This window comes from Microvirga sp. ACRRW (assembly GCF_022346925.1).
Lineage (GTDB): Bacteria > Pseudomonadota > Alphaproteobacteria > Rhizobiales > Beijerinckiaceae > Microvirga.
Genome location: NZ_JAKRNJ010000004.1, coordinates 315,579 through 339,269 on the forward strand (window position 1 = coordinate 315,579; position 23,691 = coordinate 339,269).

Consider the following 23,691-nt stretch of genomic DNA (forward strand, 5'->3'; position numbering starts at 1 on the left):
GTTTTGCCGCGTTGACAGCGCGCGGCCCTGCCGTCATGTATACGCGCCTTTCCGAAGTCGCGAAGGGCTAAATTTTCAACCAACCCACGGCCTTCTTCGCATGCCCCGTCTTGTCATGAAGTTCGGCGGTACATCCGTCGCCAACGTAGAGCGCATCCGCAACGTGGCGCGGCACGTCAAACGCGAGGTCGAGGCCGGGTTCGACGTGGCCGTGGTGGTCTCCGCCATGTCGGGCAAGACCAACGAACTCGTCGGCTGGGTGAAAGAGGCTTCCGCTCTTTACGATTCCAAGGAATACGATGTGGTCGTCGCCTCCGGCGAGCAGGTCACGTCCGGCCTTCTGGCGCTCGCCTTGCAGGAACTCGGCCTCAAGGCCCGCTCCTGGCAGGGCTGGCAGATCCCGATCATGACCTCGGATGCCCACGGCTCGGCCCGCATCGCCGATATCGACGGCTCCGGCATCGTCGAGAGCTTCGAGAAGAACAAGGAAGTCGCCGTCGTCTCCGGCTTCCAGGGTGTTCACCAGGAGACACGCCGCATCACCACCCTCGGCCGTGGCGGCTCGGACACCAGCGCCGTGGCGCTGGCCGCCGCCATCGGGGCCGAGCGCTGCGACATCTATACGGATGTGGACGGCGTCTACACCACCGATCCGCGCATCGTGCCCAAGGCGCAGCGCCTGGATAAGGTTTCATACGAAGAAATGCTGGAGATGGCCTCGCTCGGGGCCAAGGTGCTTCAGGTGCGCTCGGTCGAGCTCGCCATGATGCACCGGGTTCCCACCTACGTGCGCTCCAGCTTCGACGATCCCGCCGACCCCAAGCTCGGCACCCTCATCTGCGACGAGGAAGACATCATGGAACAGCAGGTTGTCACGGGCATCGCCTATTCGCGCGACGAAGCCCAGATTACGTTGCGGAATGTAGCCGATAAGCCGGGCATCGCCGCCTCGATCTTCGTGCCGTTGGCTGATGCCAACATCAACGTGGACATGATCATCCAGGTGGTCTCCGACGACACCACCACCACGGACATCACGTTTACGGTGCCTTCCGCCGAGTACGAGCGGGCCTGCGCGGTGCTGAACGCCCATAAGGAGGAGATCGAGTTCCGCGACCTCCAGGGCGCCACCGACGTGGTGAAGGTCTCGGCCATCGGGGTGGGCATGCGTAGCCATGCGGGCGTCGCCGCCAAAGCCTTCAAAGCCTTGGCCGACAAGGGAATCAACATCCGCGCGATCACAACTTCTGAGATTAAGTTCTCGGTTTTGATCGACCAGGCCTATACGGAGCTTGCCGTGCGCACGCTCCACTCGCTATACGGCCTGGACAAGGCTTGATTGACGGCGAGCCTGATTGACGCCGGGTCAGTCGGGCTGCAACACTCTTAAACAACCGCCGGTCCGCATCGCCGGCTCCGAAGGACGGGAACCTTAAAGCTCATGCCAAGCGCTCCCGGCGGTCCGCGCCTTCTGCTGCGCCGCCTCCGCGAGATTATGGCGGAGCCGGTGGGGGCCCAGGACCGCCTCGACAAGATCGTGATTCAGATCGCCGCCAACATGGTGGCGGAGGTGTGCTCCGTCTATGTGATGCGCGGCGACGGGGTCCTCGAACTGTTCGCGACCGAGGGCCTGAACCGGGAAGCCGTCCACCTCACCGTCATGCGCTCGGGCGAAGGCCTCGTCGGCCTCATCGCCTCGACCGCCGAGCCGCTAGCCCTCTCCGACGCACAAAGCCACCCCTCCTTCTCCTACAAACCGGAGACGGGCGAAGAGATCTACCACGCCTTCCTCGGCGTGCCGCTGCTGCGCGCAGGCAATACGCTCGGCGTTCTCGTCGTCCAGAACCGCACCTACCGGGTCTACACGGAAGAGGAAGTCGAGGCGCTCCAGACCACCGCCATGGTGGTGGCCGAGATGCTGGCGACCGGCGAGCTGCAGGCGCTTGCGCCCATCGATACCGGCATTGCCCTGCGCCGTCCCGTCTATCAGAAGGGCGCCGCTCTCGCCGACGGCGTCGGTCTCGGCCATGTGGTGCTGCACGAGCCGCGCGTCGTCATCAAGAACCTGATCGCCGAGAACGTCGATGGTGAGTTGCAGCGTCTGGAGAAAGCCATCGGCGAAGTGCGCGTCTCCATCGACGAGCTGATCGAGCGCGGCGACGTGGCCCATCACGGCGAGCACCGCGAGGTTCTCGAAACCTTCCGCATGTTCGCGCACGATCAAGGCTGGCTGCGCCGCATGCGCGAGGCGGTGACCTCGGGCCTGACGGCGGAAGCCGCCGTCGAGCGCGTACAATCCGACAACCGCGCGCGCATGCTGCGCCAGACCGACCCATACCTTCGCGAACGCCTGCACGATCTCGACGATCTCGCCAACCGCCTGCTCTTCCGTCTTGTCGGGCGCGACCTGGTGGCCGATCGCCATTCCTTGCCGGACAACGCCATTCTCGTGGCCCGCTCCATGGGTCCCGCGGCGCTGCTCGATTACGACCGCTCACGCCTACGCGGCCTCGTGCTGGAGGAAGGCGGTCCGACCAGCCACATCGCCATCGTCGCGCGCGCGCTCGGCATTCCTGCCGTCGGCGAAATCTCGAACGCGACGTCGCTCACCGAACCGGGCGATGCGATCATCGTCGATGGCGCCGCGGGTGAAGTGCAGATCCGTCCGAGCGCGGATGTGGAAGCAGCCTATGCCGAGAAGGCGCGGCTTCGCGCCAAGCGGCAGGAGCAGTACCTCAAGCTGCGCAACGTGCCCTCCGTCACCAAGGACGGCGTCGAGATCACGCTGCAGCTCAATGCGGGCCTTCTCGTCGACCTGCCGCATCTCGAGGAAACGGGCGCTGCCGGCGTTGGCCTGTTCCGCACCGAGCTGCAGTTCATGATCGCGGAGAAGATGCCGTCGGCCTCCGACCAGCAGGCGCTCTACAGCGCCGTGTTCGCGGAAACGGGCGACAAGCCCGTCACCTTCCGCACCCTCGATATCGGCGGCGACAAGATCCTGCCCTACATGCAGGCGGTGGAAGAAGAGAACCCCGCTCTCGGCTGGCGCGCGATCCGCATCGGCCTCGACCGTCCGGGCCTGCTGCGCGCGCAGGTCCGCGCTCTTCTGAAGGCTGCTGCCGGACGACCCCTGAAGATCATGTTCCCGATGGTGGCGACCTGCGACGAGTTCGAGCGCGCGCGGACCATCGTGGAGCGCGAGAAGACGTATCTCTCGCATCACGGTCACGATCTGCCGTCCGATCTCAAGCTCGGCGTGATGCTGGAAGTGCCCTCTCTTCTCTTCCAGCTCAAGGAGATCTGCGAGCGGGCCGATTTCGTCTCCATCGGCTCGAACGACCTGATGCAGTTCCTCTTCGCCATCGACCGCGAGAACCGGCGCGTGGCCGACCGCTTCGATCCCTTGAGCACGCCGATGCTGCGCGCCCTTAAGATGGTCGCGGAGCAGGCCAACGCCTCGAACTGCCAGGCGACCCTGTGCGGGGAGATCGGCGGCCGCCCGCTGGAGGCTATGACGCTCATGGGTCTCGGCTTCCGCTCGCTCTCCATGTCGCCGGCCTCCATTGGGCCGGTGAAAGCCATGTTGCTCGCGCTCGATATCGCCGAGCTCAAAGCCTTCCTTCACGATGAACTCGAGCATGCGGGAAGCGGCGATACGCTGCGCCCGAGGCTCGCTCAATTTGCCGAAAGCCGTGGTATTCCGGTCTGATGTCGATTGCGCCTCCACCCGACCGTCTGAACGCTATCCTTGCCCGCCATGACATCATCACGGCGACGCTCAATGCCGGCCCCGATCCGGAGACCTTCGTCGCGTTGTCGCGCGAGCTGTCCGAGCTTGACGGCGTCGTGGGTGCGATCCGCGCCTACAACGCCATGGAAGAGAATCTCCAAGGCTTGCAGACGCTGATCGACGATCCGTCGACCGATTCCGAGATGCGCAAGCTTGCCGAGGAGGAAATCCCGCAGGCGCGCGAGGATCTGGAGAAGGCCGCGCAAGACTTACGCATCATGCTGCTGCCGAAGGACGAGGCGGACGAGAAAAGCGCGATCCTCGAAATCCGCGCCGGCACCGGCGGCGACGAGGCCGCGCTCTTTGCGGGCGATCTGCTGCGCATGTACACGCGCTATGCGGATCTCAAAGGCTGGAAGGTCGAGATCGTCTCCGAAAGCGAAGGCACCGCCGGCGGCTACAAGGAAGTCGTCGCCGAGATAAAGGGGCGCGGCGTGTTCGCGCGCCTGAAATTCGAGAGCGGCGTGCATCGCGTGCAGCGCGTGCCGGACACGGAAACGCAAGGCCGCATTCACACCTCCGCCGCCACCGTCGCCGTGCTGCCGGAAGCGGAAGATGTGGACATCGTCATCAACGATGCGGACCTCAAGATCGAGACCATGCGCGCGCAAGGCGCGGGCGGCCAGCACGTGAACAAGACCGAATCCGCCATCCGCATCACGCATCTTCCGACCAACACCGTGGTGTTCGTGCAGGACGAGCGCTCGCAACACAAGAACCGCGCCCGCGCCATGGCGCTTTTGCGCTCACGCCTCTATGACGCCGAGCGCACGGCGAAGGACGCAGCGCGTGCCGCAGACCGCAAATCGCAAGTTGGTTCCGGCGATCGCTCCGAGCGCATCCGCACCTATAATTTCCCACAAGGGCGCGTAACGGATCACCGGATCAACCTCACGCTCTACAAGCTCGAGGAAGTGATTGCCGGAAATGCGCTCGACGAACTGATCGATGCGCTCATCACCGAGCATCAGGCGGCGCAGCTGGCGGATCAGGATCAGGCTGCATGATCGAGGGTTTGAGCCACATCACGCTCATCACCAGCGATCTCAACCGGATGAGCGCGATTGTCGAACAAGTCCTCGACGGCAAAGAAATCTACTCTTCAGGCAACGACACCTTTTCGCTCTCGCGCGAAAAGTTCTTCATCGTCGGCGGACAATGGATCGCGGTGATGGAAGGCGAGAGCCTGCCCACGCGCACTTATAACCACATCGCCTTCAAGATTGCGGGATCCGAGGTCGACGAGTACCGCGCGCGCATCGAGAAGCTCGGCCTGGAGATGCGCGAGTCGCGCCCGCGCGTCGAGGGCGAGGGCCATTCGCTTTATTTCTACGATCACGACAATCACCTGTTCGAGCTGCACACCGGCACGCTGGAAGAGCGGCTGGAGCGGTATCGTCGCGGTGTCGCGGCGTGAGCGCCCCCACGCGCGCTCAGGCGCTCAAGAGCCTGCGCCAGACACTCGCTGAGGCAGGTTTCGAGACGGCGGCCCTCGATGCGCGCCTGCTGCTTCTGTCGGTCTTGAAGGTTCCGGCGATGGAGCTCATCACCAACCCCGATCTTCCGCTGACACCTGATGAGTCCGAGCACCTCAGGACTCTCACTCAGCGCCGCCTCGCTCATGAGCCGGTGGCGCGGATCGTCGGCGAGCGCGAGTTCTGGGGTCTGCCTTTCGCCCTCTCGCCTGAGACGCTTGTGCCGCGTCCGGATACGGAAACCGTGGTGGAGACGGCCCTCGACCTGCTGCCGGATCGCCAGGCCCCTCTCCTCATGGCCGATTTCGGCACCGGCTCGGGCTGTATCCTGGTGGCCCTTCTCCACGAACTGCCTCAGGCCATGGGCTTGGGCGTGGATCTATCGCTTGGGGCCATCGAAACCGCCCGCCGGAACGCCTGGGCGAACGGGGTCGGCGAGCGCACCCTTTTCGCCCTCTCCCGCTGGGCGGAGGCCGTTTCGGGCCGATTCGACCTGATCGTCTCCAACCCGCCCTATATCGCCTCCCCCGTCATCCCGATCCTCGACCGGGAGGTGCGGGAGCATGACCCGCTTCTGGCCCTCGACGGCGGCCCGGACGGCCTGGAGCCCTATCGAATCCTCTTGAAGGAGGCCCAGCGTCTCCTGGTCCCCGGCGGGCTTCTGGTGGTCGAGATCGGCTACGACCAGGCGGAGGATTTAACGAGCTTGGCAGGCCAGAACGGCCTTGAAATCATCAGGATCGCGCACGATCTCTCTGACAACCCCCGATGTGTCGCCATGAGGCGACCTTGACCGTCCGAATGAGGCTTTCTTGCCTCAGGCAGGGGTAAAAGCTGAAAAATGGCTTGTTGGACCGGGAGGAACCCGCTAGATTCGATCATAGAGATCGTCCCCGGTCGCAAGAAAACGGCAGTTCCCAGGGGGAGCATGCCGGAGGACCAAACGATATCCATCGCGCAGGCAGGGGCAATTGAACAGCCGTGCGCGATCATCTGAACCCGATACTGAAGGATAGTCAGGCACCTCATGGGCGTCTTGGCTGAACAACAGGCGGTTTGCCACGCGAACGGTGGGCATTAAGCCCGTTCGGTGAATATTGGCTGCACATCGCGTGGGTTTGAAGAACCAGCGAGGCTCGTAGAGCAAAAATGAGACCAGGACAAAACAGGCGTATGCGCGGTCGTAACAACCGCAACAATGGTGGTGGTAACAAGGGTCCCAATCCCTTGACCAAGAGCTATGAGTCGAACGGCCCGGACGTAAAGATCCGCGGCACGGCTCAGCATATCGCCGAGAAATACAGCCAGCTCGCCCGCGACGCGCAGGCAAGCGGCGACCCGGTGGCAGCGGAAAACTATTTCCAGCACGCCGAGCATTATTACCGCATCATCGCCGCCGCTCAGGAGCAGCTGCGTGAGCAGTACGGCTATCAGCAGCGCTTCGACGACGAAGGCGACGAAGAGGGCTTCGGCCAGGGCGAGCGCCCGAGCTTCGAGCGTACCGGCGCCGGTGGCGAGGATGGCGACCTCGGCTCCCAGCCGCAGCCTTACGAGTCACGCGGCGAGAACGAGCGCCCTCCCCGCTTCGACCGCGGAGACCGTCAGGACCGTGGCGAGCGCCAAGAACGCGGTGATCGTGGCGACCGCCGCGAGCGCTTCCAGCGTGATCGCGGCCCGCGCCAGGACCGCCAGGACTTCCAGCGTGACGATCAGGCCGGCGAGGGCGAGCGCCCTGCCCGCTTCGAGCGTCAGGATCGCGGTGAGCGTCCTGAGCGTGGCGATCGTCAGGACCGCCCCGAGCGTGGTGAGCGCCGCGAGCGCTTCCAGCGAGACCGTCGCCCCCGCGAGGAAGCCGACACCGCCGATGCAGGTGGCCTGCCGGCTTTCCTGACGAACCCGGTGCGCTCCGCTCCTGCCGCCACCGAGGATCAGGGCGCTGCCCCGACCTTGGATTTCGGCGCCGAGGCCAATGATGAGCGTCCCCGCCGTCGCGCCCCCCGCCGCACCCGCCGCGATGTGGTCGAAGGCGGCACCGACGAGGCCGGCAGCTTCACGCCGGACGTGGAAACGCCCGCCGCCGAGTAAGGCCGCTGAGCTGGAATCAAGATGAAGGAGGGCCTTGGCCCTCCTTTTTTATGTCCTTGCGCAAAGACGCCAGAGGAATTGATGCCTGTTAAGATGTAACATATGTTAATGGCCACGCTTCTCCCTCGATTGGATACGCCATGGCCAAGCCGCGCTCGATTGCTCTCGCCTCTGCCTTGAATCGGAAGCGGGAGGCCCTGTTCGATCCGCTCGCTTTGGGCGAAGGCACTCTCCCAAGCGCGGCGGCGTCCCTGGCGGCTTCCTCGGCCATCACGGGAACGCCTGGGAAAGACAGCCTGATCGGCACCGCAGGCAATGATGTGCTCTCGGGGCTTGGCGGCAATGACTTTCTCGACGGACGCAAGGGCCGTGATCGCATGATCGGCGGCAGCGGCAACGACACTTATATCGTCGATAACGTCCGCGATCAGGTGATCGAGCGCGCCAAGGGTGGTACCGACCTGGTCAAGGCCTCCGTCAATTGGACCCTGGGCTCGCAGGTTGAGAACCTGACTCTCACTGGCAGCAAGGCGCTCAAAGGTACCGGCAACAGCCTCGCCAATGTCATCACGGGCAATAACGGCCACAACACTCTCGACGGCAAGGCCGGCGCCGACAAGCTTATCGGCGGCAAGGGCAACGACACCTACATCGTCGACAACGCCAAGGACCTCATCACCGAGAAGGCGGGCCAGGGCACCGACACGGTGCAGGCTTCGGTGAACTATACCCTGAGTTCTCATGTGGAGCACCTGATCCTCACCGGCCGTGCCCTGTTCGGCACCGGCAACACTCTCGCCAACCGGATCACCGGCAATGCGCTGGCCAACCAGCTCGACGGTGCGGCGGGCAACGACACTCTCGATGGCGGTGCCGGCGACGACGTGCTCGACGGCGGAACGGGCGTGGACAGCCTTATCGGCGGCGCAGGCAATGACACATACATTGTCGACCATATCGCCGACGCGATCGTCGAAGCCGAGGGCGGGGGAACCGACACGGTCTATGCCCGGACAAACTACACGCTGAGCGCCCATGTCGAGCATCTGGTCCTGCTCGACTTCGCCTTCTCCGGCGACGGCAACGATCTCAACAACCGGATCACCGGTACTGCCGGCAATAACACCCTCACGGGCGGGGGTGGCAATGACACTCTCGACGGCGGCGCCCTTGACGACGTCCTCATCGGAGGTTCCGGCGCCGATAGTCTCATCGGGGGCTCCGGTCACGACACATATGTTGTCGACGATGCGGGCGATGTGGTGATCGAGACCGAAGACGGTGGGATGGACAAGGTGGATGCGCTGGTGAACCACACGCTGGCTGCCCATGTCGAGAACCTGGGCCTGAGGGGCGCCGCCGTTATCGGCACCGGCAACAATCTCGATAATCGGATCGCAGGCAATTACCTTCTCGACAGCACCCTCATGGGTGGTGACGGCAACGACACTCTCGAAAGCGGTGTCGCAAACGACCTTCTTCTCGGTGGCACGGGAAGAGATCGGCTCCAAAGCGATCTTGGCAACGACACGCTCGACGGCGGCATCGGCGCCGATACTCTCGCCGGAGGCTTCGGCAATGATACATATGTTGTCGACGACGTCGGCGACATGGTGGTGGCAGAAGAAGAACACAGCGGAAACGATACGGTTCGCGCCTCAATCAACTATACGCTGAGCGCTCATATCGAGAACCTGGTTCTGTTCGATGCCGCTGTCTCCGGCACGGGCAACAATCTCGACAACGCGATCACCGGCAATGCTCTCGACAATAGCCTCAACGGCGAAGCCGGTAACGATACCCTCGATGGCGGCACCGGCAACGATAGCCTCATCGGTGGGGAGGGCAACGACGTCTACATCGTCGATAGCGCAGGCGACATCGTCGTCGAAGCTCCCGGCGGCGGAACCGACACGGTTCAGGCAAAGATCGACTACACGCTCGGCGATGACATCGAGAATCTCGTACTCCTCGGCGCGGCACTCACTGGCACCGGCAACGGTCTCGCCAACCGGATCACCGGCAACGCGGGCGACAATACGCTCATCGGCGGCGCAGGCAACGACACCCTCGAAGGCGGCGCGGGCAATGATACTTACGAGGTCGAGGATGCCGGCGACGTGGTGATCGAAGCCCCAGGCGGCGGCACGGATACGGTGCGGACGGCACTCAAGAACTACACGCTGGGCGACGGCCTCGAGAACTTGGTGCTGCTTGGAGCCGCCACCCGTGGCAACGGCAACGTCCTCGACAACGCCATCACTGGGAACGCCCAGGACAATTGGCTCACCGGCGACATGGGAGACGATACGCTCGACGGCGGCGAAGGTGACGACGTTCTCGTCGGCGCCTCCGGCAACGACGTCTACATCGTCGACAGCATATACGACACGCCCTTCGAAGACCCCGACGACGGAACCGACACGATCCAAGCAAAGATCAGCTACACGCTCGGCGATAACTTCGAGAACCTCGTTCTCTTGGGCGCGGCGCTCACCGGCACCGGTAACGCTCTCGCCAACCGGATCACCGGCAATGCGAACAACAACGCTCTAGATGGCGGCATTGGAGACGACACGCTCGACGGCGGCGAAGGCGAAGACACGCTTCTGGGCGGCATCGGAACGGATTCACTTCTTGGCGGTGGCGGCGACGACCTGCTCAATGGCGGAGTGGGCGCGGATGTTCTCGCCGGCGGCGCGGGCGACGACACATACGAGATCGACGATGCGGGCGACCTGGTGATCGAGGCCGGCGGCGGCGGAACCGATACGGTTCGCTCCTCGGTCGATTACACGCTCAGTACGGAGGTCGAGAATCTCGTGCTCCTCGGCGCGGCGCTCTCCGGCACCGGCAACGCGCTCGCCAACCGGATCACCGGCAACGCGGGCAACAACACGCTTGTCGGCGGCGCGGGCGACGACACACTCGATGGCGGAACCGGCAATGACCGGCTCGAGGGCGGCGCGGGCGACGACGTCTACCTCGTCGACGCTGCTGGCGATACGGTCATCGAAGCCCCGGACGGCGGGATCGACACGATTCACCTCTGGAACTCCTCAACCTATACGCTCGGCGAAGGCGTCGAAAATCTTGTCGCCTATAATGCGTCAAAGGTGCATGGCAACGATCTCGACAACTGGATCGAGGTTGCTCACATTGGCAGCATCACAGCCTATGGCCTCGCGGGCAACGACACCCTCATCGCCGCCAGCGGCGTGGACCATCTCGACGGCGGCGACGGCAATGACAGCCTCTATGGCGGCTCCTACTCAGACAATCTCATCGGCGGAGCGGGTGACGACACCCTCGACGGCGGCACAGGCGACGACGCTCTCGCCGGCGGCTCTGGCAACGACACCTACATCGTCGACAGCGTGAACGACATCGTTGACGAAACAGACGGCGGCGGAACCGATACGATCGTGACTTCGATCGACTACAGCCTCGCCAGCAGGCCCGACATTGAGAATCTCACCCTGATCGAAAGCGCTCGGAACGGCACCGGCAACGGTCTCAATAATGTCCTGACCGGGAATGCCGCGAGCAATCGACTCCAAGGCATGGGCGGCGCCGACACCATCTTCGGCTATGGCGGCAGCGATACCCTCTCCGGCGGCAACGGGAGCCTGTTCGATGGCGGCAGCGGCGACGACCTGCTCCTGAGCAGCGGGAGTGCCCAGCAAATGTGGGGCGGGCTCGGCCGCGACACGTTCTCCTTCTGGAACTTGGACTACCTGAGTAGCGACCCGGCGCTCAGCGCCGTCATTCACGATTTCGACTTCAAGCGAGCCGGGGGCGTCGACAACACGAGCCTGGACGTGCTCGATCTGTCCGGAATCGATGCGTTCACCACAATAGCAGGGGATCAAGCTTTCAGCATGATCGCTAGCGGCACGGCTGCCCCCATCCAGAAGAGCGCCGGTACGCTTTATTATCACACGACAAGCGGCGTTCTTTACGGTTTCGTCGGAGCCGAAGGCACTCTCGTCGCGGCCACTTTCGCGATCACAGTCGGAAAGGGCATCGTCTGGGATTCCACGTATGGCGGGAACATCATACTATAAAGACGAAGCGTTTCCGGTCGAAGCGGATCAGCCGCTTCAAGCATCGGACGTGAATTCGCGTCCACGTCCGATGCTCTAGAAAACCAAGCTCGCCTGCTCCGTCTCGAAGTGATCGCCGACCGCGATGCTGCCGCCACTCACGACCTCGGCATAGATGCCGCAATCGAAATGGCCATAGGCTTGCATGAGGCTTCTCGGGATCTGGAGATCGCGGATGCCGGTGTCGGGGTCGACATTGGTAGCAGCGCAGCGCTCGATGCGCTTCGTCACCTTCAGCCGCACCCCGGACGCGGTAGTCAGCACCTGCCCCACGAGGTCGAACTCGGCCCAGGGCTCCAGCCCGTCGATGTGGATATTGCCGCGAAAGCGCAGCGGATCGACAGGAGCACCAATGACGTTCTCGAGCTGGCGCACGCTGGCGAGATTGATGAGCGAGACATAGCCCCGCCGTGAATCGGTGAAGCGGAAACCGTCCGGCGCGGTGAGCACCTTCGGCGCTCCGCGCAGCTCTTTCGGCATGAAGCGGCGGAAGAAGGCCTCGATGGCAAGCCGCCCCTGCTCCGTCGAGAGATCGCCGCGCGCCACCTCGCGCCCGCCGTCTTCGATGAAGAGCGTCGTGATGCTGTCGACATAGCGGGTCTTCAGCCGCGCCAGGCCCTCGTTGCGCATGAGCATGAGAAACTTGATCTTGGGCTGATGCTGCGGATTTTCCGGCTCGAAGCCCGCGGGGCCGTTCTCGATGGCGAAAAGCCGGTCGCCCGGAAAGTACCCGCCCTTGCCGAGGGCGGCGGTTTCCAGGGTCTCGGGTGAGAGGCCCTTCACGGGATAGCGTTGGAGAGAGGCGATGCGGATGCTCATGCCTCCTTCGGTAAGGCATGGCTTTCCAAGAGAAAAGCCCCACCGGGAAACGGCAGGGCTCTCTCACCTGACATCTGCACTCGGATTTTTATGAAGCATCGCCCGAGCGGGCCACCTTCGAGCGCTTCAGCTGTGGCGTGAAGCCGGCCTCGCGGCCGCCCGTGCTGTCGATCTCGACCTGATGCGGATCCTGCTGCATGCCCTCATGAGCCGTCTGATGCTCGGGGATGTTCGCCTGAGGCCCGGCCTCCTGCTTCATGCGCAAAGCCTTCTCGGCATTGGCCATCAGCTCCTGACGGGCCTGTTCGGCCTTGCGCTTCTTGGGCCGGAAACGGGACAGAAAATCGGAAAATACCATGATGATTTACTCCTTTGCTCGCGAAAGCACGCCATCGCTCCGGTCGCTGCGATGGGTGGGCGGGGTTTCGACGTTCCGGCGGTTCTCCGGAATATCTCGGGACGTTTTCATGGTGCCGGTGGAATCGCCGATGTCGCCACCATCCTCGGTGCTCTTCACACCCTCTCCGTTCTGGAGCACGCGCCCGCTCTCGCTGGTATCGCCGAAGGTGCGGGGCGTGACGGAAGGCTGCTCTTCCGCGGGGCTTTCGGATACGGCCAAGCCAAGCTCGGCATTGCGCGCCAGATCGGCGCGGGCTTTCTCGGAATCAGAGCGCGGATCGCGCGGCATGGAGGCCTCCTTGAATCCATGGAAATCACTTGCTGGGTCAATGCGAGGGCCTGATCGGGGTTCCCCTTCCGCCCCCCTCTTGTCGTCCTGCCGCCATGCCCCCACCTTAAGCCTGAGCATCGTGCGGAAAAGTGGACCCGGTTTTCCGCAAGAACGATGCTCAAGTTAAGAAGAAGCATCGGATGGGCCCCAAAAGTGCAAATCCACTTTTGGGTCCGATGCTTAGACGGATGCTTCCTGATGAAGGTCCGACATCACTGGGCCAGCTTGCGCCTCGAAGAGGGCAGGACGGCTTAAGAAGGGATGACATGATGGATTTCGAAAAATACACCGAGCGCGCCCGGGGTTTCGTTCAGGCTGCGCAAAATCTGGCCATGCGGGAAGGACACCCGCAGCTCTCCCCCGGCCATGTCCTAAAAGTTCTGCTCGACGACCCCGAAGGTCTCTGCGCCAGTCTCATCGACCGCGCGGGCGGACGCTCGCGCGATGCGCACGCAGCTGTCGAGCAATGGCTCGCCAAGCAGCCGAAAGTCTCCGGTTCCGCCGCGCAGCCGCAGGCGACGCGCGACCTGATGCGCTTCTTCGACACCGCCGAGAAAGCCGCCGAAAAGGCAGGTGATTCTTACGTCACCGTCGAGCGGATGCTGCTGGCGCTGGCCGTCGAGAAGGATTCCGAGGCCGGAAAAATTCTGGCTGCTGCTGGTGTTACCGCGCAGGGTCTGAACAACGCCATCAACGCTCTGCGCAAGGGCCGCACCGCCGACAATGCGACGGCGGAGAACGCCTATGACGCGCTCAAGAAATATGCCCGCGACCTCACCGAGGCTGCCCGCGAAGGCAAGCTCGATCCGGTGATCGGCCGTGACGAGGAGATCCGCCGCACGATCCAGGTTCTCTCGCGCCGCACCAAGAACAACCCGGTGCTCATCGGGGAGCCCGGCGTCGGCAAGACCGCCATCGTCGAAGGCCTGGCCCTTCGCATCGTCAACGGCGACGTGCCCGAATCCTTGAAGGACAAGCAGCTGCTCGCCCTCGACATGGGTGCGCTGATCGCAGGCGCGAAATATCGCGGCGAGTTCGAGGAGCGCCTGAAAGCTGTCTTGAGCGAAGTGACGGCGGCGGAAGGCGGCATCATTCTCTTCATCGACGAGATGCACACGCTCGTCGGCGCAGGAAAAGCCGATGGCGCGATGGATGCCTCGAACCTGCTCAAGCCAGCGCTTGCGCGCGGCGAGCTGCACTGCGTCGGCGCGACCACTCTGGATGAATACCGCAAGCATGTGGAGAAGGACGCGGCGCTCGCCCGTCGCTTCCAGCCGGTCTTCGTCAGCGAACCCACCGTGGAAGACACGGTGTCGATCCTGCGCGGCCTGAAGGAAAAGTACGAGCAGCATCACGGCGTGCGCATCACCGACAGCGCGCTCGTTGCCGCCGCCACGCTCTCGAACCGCTACATCACCGATCGCTTCCTTCCCGACAAGGCCATCGACCTCGTCGATGAGGCCTCATCGCGCCTGCGCATGCAGGTCGATTCAAAGCCGGAAGAGCTCGACAACATCGACCGCGAGATCGTGCGTCTCAAGATCGAGCAGGAAGCCTTGAAGAAGGAGACGGATGTCGCCTCCAAGGACCGCCTCGAACGTCTCACCAAGGAACTGGCGGATCTGGAAGAGAAGTCTTCTTCGATCACCTCACGCTGGAAAGCGGAGAAGGACAAGCTCGGCGCTGCCGCCGACCTGAAGAAGAAGCTCGAAGACGCACGCAATCAGCTCGCTTCCGCGCAGCGCAACGGCGATTGGGCGAAGGCGGGCGAACTCTCCTACGGCGTCATTCCAGGCCTGGAGAAGCAGCTTGCCGATGTGGAAGAGAAAGCCGATGGCGGCGGCCTGATGGAAGAGGCGGTGACGCCCGACCACGTGGCGCAGGTCGTCTCCCGCTGGACCGGCGTGCCCGTCGACAAGATGCTGGAAGGCGAGCGCGAAAAACTGCTGCACATGGAGCAGGATCTGGCGAAGCGCGTCGTCGGACAGCGCGAAGCGGTGGAAGCCGTCTCGACCGCCGTGCGCCGCGCGCGCGCGGGCCTTCAGGACCCGAACAGGCCCATCGGCTCATTCATGTTCCTCGGCCCCACGGGCGTCGGCAAGACGGAGCTGACCAAGGCTCTCGCCGCGTTCCTCTTCGACGACGAGACCGCGCTCGTGCGCATCGACATGTCGGAATATATGGAGAAGCACTCGGTCGCCCGTCTCATCGGCGCGCCTCCCGGCTATGTGGGCTATGAAGAGGGCGGCGCCCTGACGGAAGCCGTTCGCCGCAGGCCCTATCAGGTGGTGCTGTTCGACGAAATCGAGAAAGCGCATCCGGACGTGTTCAACGTGCTGCTGCAGGTTCTCGATGACGGACGCCTCACGGACGGGCAAGGGCGCACCGTGGACTTCCGCAACACGCTCATCATCATGACCTCGAACCTAGGTTCGGAATATCTGGTGAACCAGCCCGAGGGTCAGGATACCGACGTGGTGCGCGATGAAGTCATGGGCGTGGTGCGCGCGCATTTCCGACCAGAGTTCCTCAACCGCGTGGACGAGATTATCCTGTTCCACCGGCTGAAGCGCTCGGAGATGGGCGCCATCGTCGACATCCAGCTCGCTCGTTTGCAGAAGCTGCTTACCGATCGCAAGATCACGCTGCAGCTCGACGACGGTGCACGCGAATGGCTGGCCGAGAAGGGCTACGATCCGGCTTACGGCGCGCGCCCCTTGAAGCGCGTGATTCAGAAGAACGTGCAGGATCCGCTCGCAGAGGCGATCCTCGCAGGCGAGATCAAGGACGGCGAGACCGTGCCGGTGCATGCAGGCCCCATGGGCCTGACCATCGGAGACGCGACCGTGACCAAGGCGAAAGAGCGCGCACCGGAAGGTGTGCGGTTGAACTGAAACTGCGAGGCTCGCGTGAGAACACAAGAAAGGCCGGGGTGACCCGGCCTTTCTCATGTCTGCAAATTATTCTGCGGCTGCGCGAAACTCATCTTCATCGCGAGCAGGCGGCCTATTGCCCTCGCGGAGCAGCGCATCCTTGTCGGTGCGCTCGGCTTTGTCCTCACGAAGCTCACGCTTGGAACGGCGCAGCTGCTTGGCTGTCTTCTGCAGGGCCTGACGAAACGCGGCATAGACGTCCTTGTTCTTCGCCTCGCCGCTCATCGTCTTCAACGCACCCATCTGGATGTTCACCGTACACCGGTAGTTGATTCCCTCGCGGGTCACATGCACGGAGGCGGTGCTCAGCCTTCCGAAATACTTTCCCGCCACCTGGCGGATATTGGTTCTGGCATATTCGGGAAACATATCTCCCAGATCGATATTCGAGCTTTGCACCAGGATCGCGTTTTCGGCGCCTTCGAGACTCATTCGCTCCTCCGTTGGGTGAAGGTTCGTGGGCTAACGGACCACATGCTAGATAGTTGCCGGGCCATTGCAACATAAGTTATTGCGACTCGAATTTTCGAAGACGGCGAAGCTGAGCCGTATCCTGCTCAGTATGTACTCCGCGAACCTCGACCATGCGGAGATGCTCGTTCCCTACGAATTCAAGCGCCATCGTTTTCGCGGCTCCGCTGCGTTTCTCCAATCCCGCGCCTCGAACAAAAGCCTCCTGCAAACGTTCGCCACCACGAAACTTTCAGGAGAAGTCCATGTCCTCTCGCCGTCTCATGGTTGCCGGCATTGCCGTTGCCTTCGCCCTTCCCGCCTTTGCCCAGCAGAACCAAGCACCGTCCTATCCCGTCACACCGCAAGCCGCAGAAACACAGCCCAACCAGGCCCTCGGCCAGGGCGCAGAGCAGCGTCAGCAGCGCACGCAGCAGGGCGGCGCGCCGCAGGACACGCAGACGCCCATGCGCCAGGGCCAAGCCAACAGCGTGCCCGCAGCGCAAGGCCAGCAGCAATCGCAGGCTGACCGCCAGTACATTCAGCAAGCGCTTGCGCTCAGCACGGTCTCGCTTCAGCAATCGAACTTCGCCTTGTCGAAGGCGCAGAATCCGCACCTGAAGCAATTCGCGGAATTCGAGATCGGCGAGCAGAACACCCTGACCGATGTGATGCGCTCCTTCGCAGATCCTGCGGCAACCGCATCGACGTCCGCAGGCGCTCAGGCGTCGGCCTCTACCGCCCCGGAGCTGTCGCAGGAAGATTCCGCCGCCATGGAACGCTTATCGAAAGCGCAACCCGGCCCTGCATTGGATCGCGAATATCTGGCCATGCAGATCCAAGGCCATCAGAGGTTGCTGAAGCTGCAGGAAGACTACCTGAAGAACTCCGGAAACCGCGAGATGACTAACATCGCCAAGCTCGCGCGCGGACAGATCAAGGAGCACATCGCCTTGCTTGAGACCATGCAGAAGGAACTTGGCCGCTAAAGCCGTTCCGGCCCCGCTTGCTTGAGAAGCGCGGGCCGGAACGCCTCTTTCAACAGGTCGTTGCTTTTCAAGAGTCGCGGGCAGCTTTCGAGCCCGCCTCAGAAACGAAGAAGAGGAATATCCGATGGCGCGAGACAAGCGCGGCAATCCGCCGGAACCCGATGTCGATGAGGTTATGAACGAACTGGTTCAGGAAGAAGGCGGCGATGATTTCATCGCAGGCCCGACTCAGCGCAACGATGTCGGCAACACCAAGCGCGCAGCGGCGAAAGCCTCTGGCGTGATGGGCGCGACGAAGAAGCTCGACCCCGATCTCGACATCGATCATGTGGACGATGGGCGGATCGCCAGCGGTTCCAAGGCCGGTCTCCGCTCCTTCAAGGACGTGCCGGAAGAGGAAGACGATGACGCCGGGTTCACGCTGTCCAATGAGGAGATCGCCGAAGGCGTTTCGACAACCGCGAACAAGAGCCCTGCGCCGCGTTCTGCTCAGACGGATAGCGGATCGGGGCCTTCGGGCATGAGCGGCGGCGCAGCTTCGCGCAAGCGTGTTCCGGCACCCGGCAATGCGGTCGATGTGACGAAGGGAACGCTCGTGCGCGGGCATTCCACCGCGAGCCAATCCGGTAGACGTTCGCAATCTTCAACGGGTGATGAGAAGCCCGCGAAACGTTCTGCGCGCGGCGACGAGGGACAGCACCAGCGTCCGTTGTCGAAAGGCGGAAACGAAGAGCGCTGATTCTTTCCGCATCATCTTTCTCTCACCTCGGACAGCATCATGCGTCCGAGGTGATTTTGTTACATGGATCATTTCAAAACTGCGTCTCAGCCGGAAGGCGGAGTGACAGTCTTTGCCTCGCCCTTTATGCATCGTTCAAGCCGAACGGCTCACGCGACATAAAGATACGAGGAAGCTCTCATGGATAGAAGAAAGGTTCTCAAAGGCGCAGGTCTCGCCGCTGCTGCGGGCGCTGTCGCCTCACCCGCCATCGCGCAGTCTCAACCCGAGATTCGCTGGCGCATGGCCTCGAGCTATCCCAAGAGCCTCGACACGCTCTACGGCGCGGGCGAGATGGTGGCCAAGCGCGTGGCAGCCGCCACCGACAACAAGTTCCAGCTCCAGGTCTTCGCCGCAGGCGAAATCGTAAGCGGCCTGCAGGTGCTCGACGCCACGCAGAACGGCACCGTGGAATGCGGCTATACCCTGTCGAGCTATTACATCGGCAAGGACCCCACCTTCATGTTCGACACCTCCGCGCCGTGGGGCATGAACGTGCGCCAGCACAATGGATGGATGTATTATGGCGGCGGCCTCGAGCTCGTGCGGGAATTCCTGAAGGACTACAACGTCATCTCCTTCCCCGCGGGCCAGACCGGCGCACAGATGGGCGGCTGGTTCCGCAAGGAAGTGACTTCCGTCGCCGACCTGCAGGGCCTCAAGATGCGCATCGCCGGCATGGGCGGCCAGATCATGCAGAAGCTCGGCGTGGTGCCGCAGGTTCTCGCGGCTGGCGACATCTATCCGGCGCTGGAGCGCGGCACGCTCGACGCCGTGGAGTTCTCCGGCCCCTATGACGACGAGAAGCTCGGCTTCGTGAAGGTCGCCAAGTACTATTACTATCCCGGCTTCTGGGAAGGCAGCGCGCAGCCCTCGCTCTATGTGAACATGGAGAAATGGAACTCTCTGCCTGCGAACTACAAGGCGATTCTGGAAGCGGCCTGCGCCGAGGCGAATGCCCTGTGCATGGCGAAGTACGATGCGCAGAACGCCGAGGCCGTCCGCCGTCTGGTTTCTCAGGGCGCGCAGCTGCGCGCCTTCCCGAGGGATGTGATGGAGCAGAGCTACAAGGAAGCCTACAAGCTCTACAACGAGATCGCGGCCTCCAATGCGAAGTTCAAGAAGGTCTACGACCACTGGAACGCCTTCCGCGAGAAGGAGCTGACCTGGTTTCGCATCGCCGAGCTGCCCTTCGACTATTTCGTCAACCAGCAGCAGGGCCAGCGGTAACGATTCAAGAAAGGCGGCGCGCAAGCGTCGCCTTTTTCGCGACCTTGGCGGGATCGAAGCCCGCATTGCGGCGTTGTCTCTTCAGACTGGGCTCTTTCAAGCCTCAAGGAGACAGCGCATGAAGAACGACAAGATGCACAACAAGGACAAGTCCGCCGGAAAGCCCGAGCGCAAGGACGACAGGCTGCCCGAGAACTCCAAGAAGGAACTCGACAAGAAGCTCGATGAAGGCGTGGAAGAAACCTTCCCGGCGAGCGATCCCGTTTCCGTGAAGATCACGAAGTAAGTTTTGTTTTCATAACGCGAGCCCCAGGCGCGAAGCCTGGGGTTTTTCATGGCTTAGCTACGGCTGGCGACGGCGACGCCCACGGCCGCGCAGGCCATGCCGGCCATTTGCAGCAGGCTTAACGACTCCCCGAACATCAGGAAGGCCATGATGGCCGCAACCGGCGGCACGAGATAGAGCAGCGTCGCCACTCCCACGACCGCGCCCTGACGGATCAGGAACAGCAGCAGACCGATCGCGCCGATGGACAGGCCGAGCACCGCCCAGGCCATGGCGCCGATCAGCGGCAGCGTCCATTCGAGCCGCATATCCTCCGTCAGCAGAACCATCGGCAGGGTGACGGCGGCGGCGCCGATATATTGCACGAAAGCATTCACGCGCAGATCCTGCGCGCTGCCCGCGCGCTTCTGCCAGATCGTGCCGAAGGTGATCGACAGCATGCCCAGCACGCAGATCAGGAGTGGGAAGGCCGGCACGCCGCCATCCCCGAGCTTGGGAGCGACCACGAGAACCGCGCCCAGGAAGCCCAGCCCGATTCCGGCCCAGCGGCGTCGCGAAACCGCCTCCCCCAAGAGAGGACCGGCAAGCGCGCCAGTCACCAGCGGCTGAAGGCCTGCGACCAGCGCGGAGATTCCGGCCGGCAGTCCATGCTTCACCGACCAGAACACCCCGCCGAGATAGCACCCGTGCAGCAGAGCTCCCGCGATGAGCCCATTTCCCCATTCGCGCCTCGTTCTCGGCCAGGGCGCCCTGACTACCAGGACGATCAGGCCCAGAACCGCGAGGGCCAGCAGGTACCGCACCAGCAGAAAGGTCAACGGATCGGCATAGGGCGCGACCGTCCGCGCGACGATGAACCCCGTCGCCCAGATGAGCACGAAAAGCGGCGGCGCGAGACGGGCGAGAGAGGATGAGGTCATGGCAAGGAACGGAAGAAAAACGGGAAAATAGCCAGGGGCGGTAAACGACCCTCCGCGACCTTCTGCCACTACTGGCGCTCTTCTGTCGAGCGGAAGCATGAAAGGTCTGCTTCGACAGCATGTGCGCAAGCACACTTGAGCGGCAAAGCCCGAAAAATAAGAACTTGCACAGCAAATAACGTTACGAATAGGTAAGAATATATCGTATATGACGATTCGCAGTTTCGTAACCCTGGGCTCTGATCTGGCCTCAGCTCACCTCAGGGCTTCACATCCCTCCGAATGGCAACACACACACTACAAGAGATTACAGGGGTCCTCGATGGCAATTCCCACACTTAATATCATTACGGCCAATGCTGGCGCTGAAGTCCTCGAGGGTACCGGTGGAGCCTTCGATGTTGCTTCCTATCGTAATGCACCAGGTGCCGTGACGGTCGTCATCCCAGGCTCTGGCGCGACCAATGGGAGCGTTACGAGTGCAGGCTGGGCCGCTGGCGATGAATATGGCGCTGAGATTAACGGCATCGAAGGCACGCGCTTCGACGACACCTTCTACGGCAACGGCCGCGATAACTTCTTCCTCGGCGGCGCCGGTGCGGATACGTTCTGGGGTGGCGATGGCATCGACACGATCAGCTATCAGACAGCAGCCAGCGCCATCGCGATCAATATCGGCTACTACGAAGCCGGTCTCGGCGACGCCTTGGGCGACCGTGTTTATGGTATCGAGAACGTCATCGGTTCCGACTTCAACGACTCGATCATCGGTTCGGACGTGGCCAACTTGCTCGAAGGTGGTCGGGGCAACGATACGCTCCAGGGCTCCACTGGCGCCGACACCATCGATGGCGGCGAGGGCATTGACACGGTCAGCTACGATTACTCCATCTCCTACGGCGTGACGGTCGACCTCCGCTTGACGGGGCCGCAGGGCGGCGCTCAGGAAACGAACCACGCCAAGGGCGATATCCTCATCGGCATCGAGAACATCATCGGCACGAAATGGGCCGACAATCTCACTGGCAACGACGCCGACAACGTGATCGACGGCGGCCTGCACGTCAACGGCGGCTCTGCAGTCGACGTGATGGCCGGCAAGGGCGGCAACGACATCTACTACGTCGATGACAATAACGCTGGTGCCGTTGACCTCGTCATCGAAGACGCCAATGCCGGTACGGATCTCGTCTACACCAAGGTCAGCTATACGCTGACCGCGAATGTGGAAAAACTCACTGCGATCCAGGGCCAGTATCGCGCTGCTGTCCTCACGGGCAACAATCTCAACAACACGATCCTCGGCAACGAGTTCGCCAACACCCTCAACGGCGGTGACGGCAACGACACGCTGGACGGCGCTGGTGGAGCCGACCGCATGGTCGGCGGCAAGGGCAACGACGTCTACTACGTCAACCACAAGTCCGATAAAGTGATCGAGTCCTCCGGCCAGGGCACCGACACGATCTATTCCAAGGTCAGCTACACCATCAGCAACTACGTCGAGAAGCTGATCGGCGAAGGCTCGAGCGCGATCACGCTCTCCGGCAATGGCTCGTCCAACACCATCATCGGCAACGCGGGCAAGAACACCATCAAGGGCAATGGCGGCAACGACGTCATCGATGGCGGGCTCGGCAACGACGTGCTCTACGGTGGCACCGGCAAGGACGCGTTCGTGTTCAGCACGGCTTTGCACAAGAGCAAGAACGTCGACACGATCAAGGACTTCGTGGTCAAGGACGACACGATCCGCCTGGAGAATGCGATCTTCACCAAGCTGACCAAGACGGGCAAGCTGAACAAGTCGTTCTTCAAGATCGGCGACAAGGCCAAGGACAAGAACGACTACCTTGTCTACAACAACAAGACCGGCGCGCTCTCCTACGATGCCGACGGCTCGGGCAAGAAGTACGGCTTGGTCAAGATCGCCCAGCTCGAAAAGGGCCTCAAGATGACCCACGCCGACTTCCTCGTCTTCTAAGTGACTTGCAGTCCAACGACGAAAGGCCTCCTTCGGGAGGCCTTTTTTATGGGAACGAATGGTAGCGTTGCCGTTTAAGAATGATTGGGACAAGGCTCCCGCCAAGGTTGGGACCGGGTGGTATTTGCCAAGTGGTTCTTGCCAAGTGGTTCTTGCCTTTGGTTCTTGCCTTGTCCGTCCTCTCGCCGCACCATCTCCAGCAGCCTGGAGCTCCTTTTGCTGAAACGCCTGCGCCTCACTTTCGAATTGCTCATGATCACCATGAACCGCTTCGTGCTGCACGATGCCTGGGCGATCGCGAGCCATATCGCATTGTCGGTGCTGACCTCCTTCTTCCCTTTCCTGATCCTGGTGACGGCGCTCGCGAGCGTGTTCGGCACTGGGACGCTCGCGGATGAAGTGGCCGACCTCATTCTCGAAGCGTGGCCGCAGGAGATCGCGGGGCCCATCGCCGGGGAAATCCACACCATCCTGACCGGACGGCGCAGCGACGTGCTGACATTGGGCGTGGTGCTTACCCTCTATTTCGCATCGAGCGGCGTGGAGAGTCTCAGGGTAGGCCTCAACCGCGCCTACAACGTGCGCGAGACCCGCGCGTGGTGGCTGACGCGGCTCGAATCCATTGCCTTCGTGATCGGCGGCGCCTTCGTGCTCATGGCCATGGCCCTGCTCGTGGTCCTAGGCCCCTTCATCTGGCGCGGCATCCTGCGATGGGTTCCGGCCCTGCAACCCTTCGATGCGCTTGTCGGCTTCCTGAGGATAGGCGTGGCAACCCTCATCATCGTGGCGGGCCTCATGTTCGCCCATAAGCTCGTCCCGTCGGGACGCCGTACTTTCCGCTCGGTGGTGCCAGGGGTGAGCGTCACCCTGTTCCTGTGGCTTCTCGGCGGCTTCGGTTTCAGCTGGTATCTCGATTATTATCCGGGCGCCTATGCCTCGACCTATGGCAGCCTTGCCACGGCAATGGTGGCGCTGATCTTTCTCTACACCCTAGGCGCGATTTTCCTGTTCGGCGGAGAGCTGAACGGCACCATTCTTGCCGCCAAGCAAAGAAGACTCGGTCAGGAGCCGCAGCCCAACATGGCGGATGTGATCACGCTTCCTTGAGGGGCTGGA

Annotated in this window: 19 protein-coding genes; 14 read left to right on the forward strand and 5 right to left on the reverse strand. The window is 62.6% G+C overall.

The genetic code is table 11. The annotated features are described in order from the left end of the window. Positions 1-100 precede the first annotated feature (100 nt). From MHY87_RS11655 to MHY87_RS11685, 7 genes are all read left to right on the forward strand, one after another. Positions 101-1,339 (forward strand): aspartate kinase, encoded by a 1,239-nt coding sequence (locus tag MHY87_RS11655; RefSeq protein ID WP_239351922.1) that lies wholly within the window; start codon positions 101-103, stop codon positions 1,337-1,339. Positions 1,340-1,441: 102 nt separating this feature from the next. After that, complete coding sequence (gene ptsP / locus MHY87_RS11660; protein WP_239351924.1) at positions 1,442-3,709, forward strand: phosphoenolpyruvate--protein phosphotransferase; 2,268 nt, start codon at positions 1,442-1,444, stop codon at positions 3,707-3,709. Continuing rightward, positions 3,709-4,797, forward strand: a complete 1,089-nt coding sequence (prfA, locus tag MHY87_RS11665) for a peptide chain release factor 1 (RefSeq protein WP_239351926.1) — start codon at positions 3,709-3,711, stop codon at positions 4,795-4,797. Before ptsP ends, prfA begins: the two co-directional genes overlap by 1 nt. Beyond that, complete coding sequence (gene fosX / locus MHY87_RS11670) at positions 4,794-5,207, forward strand: FosX/FosE/FosI family fosfomycin resistance hydrolase (RefSeq protein WP_239351928.1); 414 nt, start codon at positions 4,794-4,796, stop codon at positions 5,205-5,207. The genes prfA and fosX overlap by 4 nt, the downstream gene beginning before the upstream one ends. Continuing rightward, the gene (gene prmC / locus MHY87_RS11675; protein WP_239351930.1) at positions 5,204-6,058 is read left to right on the forward strand and encodes a peptide chain release factor N(5)-glutamine methyltransferase; all 855 of its coding nucleotides are present in this window, start codon (positions 5,204-5,206) and stop codon (positions 6,056-6,058) included. The genes fosX and prmC overlap by 4 nt, the downstream gene beginning before the upstream one ends. 380 nt (positions 6,059-6,438) lie before the next feature. Next, positions 6,439-7,350, forward strand: coding sequence for a DUF4167 domain-containing protein (locus tag MHY87_RS11680; protein WP_239351932.1), 912 nt, complete (start codon positions 6,439-6,441; stop codon positions 7,348-7,350). A 140-nt stretch (positions 7,351-7,490) separates the two neighbouring features. After that, positions 7,491-11,417 carry a calcium-binding protein gene (locus tag MHY87_RS11685; RefSeq protein WP_239351934.1) on the forward strand — a complete coding sequence of 1,309 codons (3,927 nt, stop codon included), beginning with the start codon at positions 7,491-7,493 and terminating at the stop codon, positions 11,415-11,417. Between the two features lie 75 nt (positions 11,418-11,492). On the opposite strand, the gene MHY87_RS11690 is transcribed toward MHY87_RS11685, so the two are convergent. From MHY87_RS11690 to MHY87_RS11700, 3 genes are all read right to left on the reverse strand, one after another. Continuing rightward, positions 11,493-12,275, reverse strand: coding sequence for an MOSC domain-containing protein (locus MHY87_RS11690; RefSeq protein ID WP_239351935.1), 783 nt, complete (start codon positions 12,273-12,275; stop codon positions 11,493-11,495). 88 nt (positions 12,276-12,363) lie between these two features. After that, positions 12,364-12,633 (reverse strand): hypothetical protein, encoded by a 270-nt coding sequence (locus MHY87_RS11695; RefSeq protein WP_239351936.1) that lies wholly within the window; start codon positions 12,631-12,633, stop codon positions 12,364-12,366. A 6-nt stretch (positions 12,634-12,639) separates the two neighbouring features. Further along, positions 12,640-12,963: a hypothetical protein gene (locus MHY87_RS11700; RefSeq protein WP_239351937.1), complete on the reverse strand. Its 324-nt coding sequence runs from the start codon at positions 12,961-12,963 to the stop codon at positions 12,640-12,642. Between the two features lie 311 nt (positions 12,964-13,274). Between MHY87_RS11700 and clpB the strand changes: the two genes are divergently transcribed. After that, positions 13,275-15,899 carry an ATP-dependent chaperone ClpB gene (clpB, locus tag MHY87_RS11705; protein ID WP_239352268.1) on the forward strand — a complete coding sequence of 875 codons (2,625 nt, stop codon included), beginning with the start codon at positions 13,275-13,277 and terminating at the stop codon, positions 15,897-15,899. Positions 15,900-15,965: 66 nt separating this feature from the next. Here the strand turns inward: clpB and hpf are convergent, their stop codons facing one another. Next, complete coding sequence (gene hpf / locus MHY87_RS11710) at positions 15,966-16,370, reverse strand: ribosome hibernation-promoting factor, HPF/YfiA family (RefSeq protein ID WP_239351938.1); 405 nt, start codon at positions 16,368-16,370, stop codon at positions 15,966-15,968. Between the two features lie 284 nt (positions 16,371-16,654). Between hpf and MHY87_RS11715 the strand changes: the two genes are divergently transcribed. The 4 genes from MHY87_RS11715 (at position 16,655) to MHY87_RS11730 (ending at position 19,671) form a co-directional block, all read left to right on the forward strand. Then, positions 16,655-17,377 (forward strand): DUF4142 domain-containing protein, encoded by a 723-nt coding sequence (locus tag MHY87_RS11715; RefSeq protein WP_239351939.1) that lies wholly within the window; start codon positions 16,655-16,657, stop codon positions 17,375-17,377. Positions 17,378-17,501: 124 nt separating this feature from the next. Continuing rightward, positions 17,502-18,116: a hypothetical protein gene (locus tag MHY87_RS11720; protein ID WP_239351940.1), complete on the forward strand. Its 615-nt coding sequence runs from the start codon at positions 17,502-17,504 to the stop codon at positions 18,114-18,116. Positions 18,117-18,296: 180 nt separating this feature from the next. Next, positions 18,297-19,385, forward strand: a complete 1,089-nt coding sequence (locus tag MHY87_RS11725; RefSeq protein ID WP_239351941.1) for a TRAP transporter substrate-binding protein — start codon at positions 18,297-18,299, stop codon at positions 19,383-19,385. A 118-nt stretch (positions 19,386-19,503) separates the two neighbouring features. Continuing rightward, positions 19,504-19,671: a hypothetical protein gene (locus MHY87_RS11730; protein WP_239351942.1), complete on the forward strand. Its 168-nt coding sequence runs from the start codon at positions 19,504-19,506 to the stop codon at positions 19,669-19,671. A gap of 53 nt (positions 19,672-19,724) precedes the next feature. Here MHY87_RS11730 and MHY87_RS11735 read toward each other — a convergent pair whose 3' ends face one another. After that, a complete protein-coding gene (locus MHY87_RS11735) occupies positions 19,725-20,591 on the reverse strand; it encodes a DMT family transporter (protein WP_239351944.1) in 867 nt (288 codons plus the stop codon). 322 nt (positions 20,592-20,913) lie between these two features. Between MHY87_RS11735 and MHY87_RS11740 the strand changes: the two genes are divergently transcribed. Further along, complete coding sequence (locus MHY87_RS11740) at positions 20,914-22,575, forward strand: calcium-binding protein (protein WP_239351946.1); 1,662 nt, start codon at positions 20,914-20,916, stop codon at positions 22,573-22,575. Positions 22,576-22,794: 219 nt separating this feature from the next. After that, positions 22,795-23,682 carry a YihY/virulence factor BrkB family protein gene (locus MHY87_RS11745; RefSeq protein ID WP_370644918.1) on the forward strand — a complete coding sequence of 296 codons (888 nt, stop codon included), beginning with the start codon at positions 22,795-22,797 and terminating at the stop codon, positions 23,680-23,682. Positions 23,683-23,691 lie beyond the last annotated feature (9 nt).